2 protein-coding genes and 1 pseudogene are annotated in these 5,510 nt (G+C 56.3%); all 3 read right to left on the bottom strand.

Annotation, left to right across the window (positions count from 1 at the left end):
* Nucleotides 1–132 precede the first annotated feature (132 nt).
* Complete coding sequence (gene infB / locus ACF8AM_RS22405) at nt 133–3,237, bottom strand: translation initiation factor IF-2 (RefSeq protein ID WP_392557793.1); 3,105 nt, start codon at nt 3,235–3,237, stop codon at nt 133–135.
* A 260-nt stretch (nt 3,238–3,497) separates the two neighbouring features.
* The gene (gene nusA, locus ACF8AM_RS22400; RefSeq protein ID WP_392557792.1) at nt 3,498–5,012 is read right to left on the bottom strand and encodes a transcription termination factor NusA; all 1,515 of its coding nucleotides are present in this window, start codon (nt 5,010–5,012) and stop codon (nt 3,498–3,500) included.
* A gap of 127 nt (nt 5,013–5,139) precedes the next feature.
* Nucleotides 5,140–5,510 (bottom strand): annotated as a pseudogene (locus ACF8AM_RS22395) (hypothetical protein); the annotation flags it as partial.

Here is a 5,510-nt window from a genome sequence, read left to right as displayed (position 1 = left end):
GAGTATGCAATCGCATCAGAAGAAACAAAGAGCGGGCTATCACGCCCGCTCCGATCGGTGGATTGAATTCGTTCCAGGATCGAACTCAGTGGCACACCGATGCCATGTGCCACCTGCTTTGAACACAAAAACTCAGTCGAGTTTTCGAGCGACTTCTTCGATCTTGTAAGCTTCCAAAACATCGTCCTGTTTGATGTCGTTGAAACCTTGAAGACGGATACCGCATTCCATTCCGCGGGGAACTTCTTTGACGTCTTCTTTGATCCGGCGAAGCGTGTCGAGTTGGTAGTCGCCGATCGTGCGTCCGTCTCGGTTGACTCGGATGCGGCAGTTCCGCTGAATCGAACCTTGCGCGACGTAGCAGCCTGCGATCGTACCAACTCGGCTGATCGAAAAGACTTGTTTGACCAACGCACGGCCGAGTTCGACAACACGTTCTTCTGGTTTCAAACGTCCTTCGATCAACGAACGGATGTCATCGGTCAATTTGTAGATGACGTCGTAGCGACGGATCTCAACTCCGCGTTCTTCGGCCAGTGCTCGAGCTTTGTCATCGGGGATCACGTTGAAACCCAAGATGACCGCATCCGAAGCACTTGCAAGCGTCGCATCCGCCAAAGTGATGCCGCCGACACTGCGTTGCAGAACACGAATTTCGACTTCGGGGTGATCGAACTTGCTCAGTTCTTTATCGATCGCTTCAAGCGAACCGCGAGCGTCAGCGCGGATGATCAAGTTCAGCTTGACCGTGTCAGCGGACTCGCCAAGTTTGCCACCTTCGAGCATTTCTTGGAACGAATCGAAACTGACCTTGGTGGTGATTCCCGACAAGCTCTGACGACTGGATTCTCCTTCACGAGCACTAGCAATTTCACGCGCTTGTGAGATGTCCTTGAGGACGTGGAAACGGTCACCCGCACCGGGCGGCGTGTCCAATCCCATCAGGCTCACAGGAGTGCTGGGACCAGCCTCTGTGATCTGTTTTCCAGTCAAAGTGTCTTGCATGGCTCGCACACGACCGTGGGCCGGACCGCAAACCAGAATGTCGCCTACACGGAGCGTTCCGTTTTGAACGACCAGTTTCGCGACCACACCACGATCACCCTGCTGCTCTGATTCCAAGCACACACCCAACGCCGAGCGATCGGGGTTGGCGGAATACTCATTCAGTTCAGCGATGGTCAACAAGGTTTCCAACAACTCGTCCATCCCTGTGCCTTGGGTGGCACTGGTGCGAACGATTTCGACATCGCCGCCCCATTCACTTGGGGTGAGATGATGTTCGGTGAGCTGGGTCATGACGCGGTTCGGATCAACGCCTTCCAAGTCAATCTTATTCAACGCAACAACGATCGGCACTTCCGCCGCTTTCGCATGACTGATTGCTTCTTCGGTTTGGGGCATGATCCCGTCGTCGGCAGCCACCACCAACACGGCGATGTCAGTGACGTTCGCACCACGAGCACGCATTTCGGTGAACGCTTCGTGACCTGGTGTGTCCACAAAGGTCACCGCGCGACCATCTTTTTCAATTTTGTAAGCACGGATGTGTTGGGTGATCCCGCCGGCTTCGCCTTTGACAACGTTGATGCCGACCAAGTTGTCCAGCAAACTGGTTTTTCCGTGATCGACGTGACCAAGGAAAGTCACCACAGGCGGACGAGCGACCAAGGTATCAGGCTCGTCTTCTGCCTCTTCAATTTCCGTGATCAGCTCTTGTTCGAGCGATTCAGCGGCTTTCAGTTCGATGTCGAGATCATGCTCCGTCGCCAGCAATTCAGCCGTTTCAAAATCGATGTCGGCGTTGATGTTGACCATCATTCCCATGCCCATCAGGGTTCGCATCACATCTGCGACGCTCAACCCGGACGCTTCGCAGAAACTGCGAACGGTACATGGCAATTCGATCTGGACCTTGTCTTTTCGCGGTGCAGCGGTATTGACGCCTTTGCGACGAATTCTCGGACGCGAACGACGGTAATGCTGACGATCGCCACCATCGGAACCGATGATTCGTCGACCTCCGCCGCCACGTTGACGTTCGGCACGGGCACTGGCCATACCGGCCAATCCCTTCTTCTTTGGCTTTTCGTCTTCTTCAATGATGCGTTTGCCGCGGCCAATCGTTCCACCGCTGCCTTCGCCGGACTTTTTGCCTCGTTGTTTTTTGTCCGCTTCATCTTGTTCAAGGCGAGCAAGCGGCGCTTTCATGCCCTGCTTGTGGCCTTCGATGACGTCGCGAGTCAGCTTGATATCTGGTTTTTGAGCCGCCGGGCCGGAACTTCCTGCAGGAGCCGTGGGTTTGGCCGGTGCACTCGGCAATTGAGCCAGATTGACCTTGATCCGCGGTTCGCGTTTCTTGGATTTGCCGGCTTCGCCAGGCTTGCCGCCTTCTTCCGGACGATTTCGTGAACGGTCGAGCGACCGCATTTTACCGCCAGCGGTGACGGGGTCACGACGAACCGGCGCGAGTGGCGAACCGGGAGTGTTGGGAACCACACGCCCCGAAGAATTGTTGCCCATCCGCCCGGCGATTCGGCTGGCCAATCCGCCCACCTTGCCGCCAGCAGACTCGTCTTCTGGGGTGGCAGCCGCGGCTTCACGTTTGGGTTGCTCAGGAACCTTTCGTTCCCCAGCATCCGGTTTGGACTTTTGTTTTGCAGTGGGCGCAGAGGCGGGTTTGGACGAAGGAGCCTCTGATTTTGCTCCCATGCCAATTCCGCGTCCACTTGGCGACGCCATCCCAGTTCCGACACCGCCGGTTTTTGGCAACCGAACTTCCGGCTTCGGCGAGTTGTCGGCCGCAGGTGGCTCAGGGGTCTTCGCCTCTGGAGCAGGCGCCAATTTCGGCGTGCGGACGATTGGCCCGGGCTTTCCAACCGGACGGCCACCATCGCGAACCGGTGCGACAGGCGCTGGACGTTCTGAGGCATCCGCTGGCTTGGAAGAGCGGCCCACATTGATCGCAGACGGTTTTCGACCGGTCGCTCCGCTCAAATCTCGAACGGGCGCGACGGGCGCCGTGGGCGTATCCTTCGTTGGGGGCGCAACTTTGGGTTTCGATTCAGATTTCGCAGCGGAACCGGCGAGATGACCTCGCACTTGCTGGGCCTCTTCATCCGAGAGACTTGCCAGCGCGGAACCTTTGCCCGTGATGCCGGCTTTTTTCACCACATCAACGAGTTCTTTGCTGTCGAGATTCAGTTCTTTGGCGAGCGCGTAAATGCGTACTGGCACTGGGTCGGGATCCTGTCAAATTCGATAGGGAAGTCCGCTCGCAATTCCTTGCGGTTGCGGCTTCGTGGTTTCGTTCATCAAAATCGCATAAAAAGACCTCCATCGTTGCTACCGCGAGCCGGTGAGATTTCACCAAACCTGCTGAAAACAACGGGGAATTTCATAGCGTTCAAATTGTCCCAAGGACGACTGCAAAGACCAACTTTGCTTCGGTCCCACGCTAGGATAGCGTAAGCGGGCCGTTTTTGAAAACGGCTCACCTAACCTTCCTGCTTGTTACTTTCCGCCTCAGACGAATCGACCGTCTCGGCGACCGGCTCGGAATCGTTCGATTCGGCCTTCATTTCTTCCGTCACAGCCTCGCTGGACTCTTCCACTTGTTCGGCAGTCGTCTCTTCGGCGACCACTTCTTCAGCGGGGGATTCCTCGACAGAACTGGCTTCGGACGAAGTTTGTTCCACGTTCTCAGAACCTTCGGATTGGTTGCCCGCTGATTCTCCGTCCGCTTCCGCAGCAGATTCAGCGGGAGTCTGTTCGGCAGGGGGTTCGGCAGCTACCGGGGCGGGAGCACTCTTTTCGGTTCGCTCCTGGTCACGTCGAACACGACGCTCTTCGGCGGCAGCTTGTTCGGCCTCTTCGGCTTTTGCTTCTGCCGTTTCGACAATCCGGTCGACATCCGCTTCGCTCAAACCGCTCATTTCCATGAACTGGTCAGGCTCGATCACCGACAAATCGTCATAGGAGAGGTACCCCTGCTCCACCAACGCTTGGGCGATCTCTTCTGTGATGCCTGGAATCTGGCTGAACCCGCCGACCGCTCTTTCGATCTGCTCTTCGAGTTCGGCATTGGTCATGATCTCAATGTCCCAACCGCACAATTTGCTGGCCAGACGCACGTTTTGTCCACGACGACCAATGGCAAGTGAAAGCTGGTCTTCCTGAACCAAAACAATTGCGCGACCAATCATATCGCACAACAGAACTTGATCGACTTCGGCAGGCTGCAACGCATTGGGAATTAGGACTTCTGGGTCGCTGTCATAGCGAACCACGTCAATGTGTTCCCCTGCCAATTCTTCGCGAACCGCTTTGATTCGGCTGCCGCGATAACCGACGCAAACACTGATCGGGTCGATTTGCTGATCTTCGCTGCTGACGGCCACCTTGCTGCGGTAACCCGGTTCACGCGAGATGGATTTGATGGCGATCACGCCGTCGCTCAGTTCCGGAATCTCCTGCTCAAACAAACGCTGAACGAACTGCGGACGGGTTCGAGACAAAACGACGCGCACACGATTGCCGCCCGAAGGACGGACTTCAAAAACGATCGCGCGAACCCGTTCGTTGGCATGCAGGCTTTCGCCAGGAATTTGTTCACTGCGTGGAAGAATGGCTTCCACATTTCCCAAGTTGACGGTGGCGACACCACCGTCGGCACGGCCGATCATTCCGCCCACGATCTCGCCAATTTGATCCCGGTACTCCAGCATCAGGGCGTCGCGTTCGGCTTCACGGACCTTCTGAATGATGACTTGCTTGGCAGTTTGCGCGCCGATCCGGCCGATTTGATCATCACCGAGAGGCTCGCCCGCCAACGTGGCGGCGATGGCACCGTTGTCACGACTGATCGAAACGATCACGTCGGAGTCTTCACCGTATTGTTTCTTTGCAGCGCTCTGCAGCGCCGACTCAATCGCCTGGAACAGCAACTCGGGGTCGATATTTTTATCGCGATGCAGCGAATCGACGTATCGCAAAATGTCTTGCGGATTCATGGCGATGAGAAGTCTTGTGACGAAAAGATAAAAAAACAGCCCGGACCGATTTGGCCCGGGCGAACGATTTCCCTGGTGGTGCACCGAGACTATCGCTCGGCCCCTGCATTGTCAATCCGAACTGAGGTCACTCCACTTGCGATTGTGGGGAAGAGGACGCAGGCGAGTCGGCTTTTTCCGGTTGATCAGACGACGTTTCTGTTGACTCAGTCTCCGTCAAAGGCTCTTCCGCGACAGCCGACTCAGCGGAAGACTTAGCCTCCTCCGTCGTCTCATCCTTCATTTCGCCATCGCTAGACTCATCCGCTTCGGGAACTCCCTCAGCCCCGCTGGATGACTCAGTGTCCTTCGAGTCGCCTTCCGGTGAATCAGTTGGTTGCTCCGGAGTTTCGAGTTCCGGAGTCTCGAGTTCCACCGCCTCGGATAATTTCCCCGAGGGACGCAATTCATATTGCTTGCCGCCAATTTCCAGCAACACAACTCGGGCGGAAACGGACT

Source organism: Rhodopirellula sp. JB055 (assembly GCF_043100905.1).
Lineage (GTDB): Bacteria > Planctomycetota > Planctomycetia > Pirellulales > Pirellulaceae > Rhodopirellula.
This window is presented reverse-complemented; position numbering and strand designations above follow the sequence as displayed.

Bases quoted from the DNA above. Each gene is read 5' to 3' on its own strand.
- nusA (WP_392557792.1), bottom strand. From the start codon at position 5,012: ATGAATCCGCAAGACATTTTGCGATACGTCGATTCGCTGCATCGCGAT.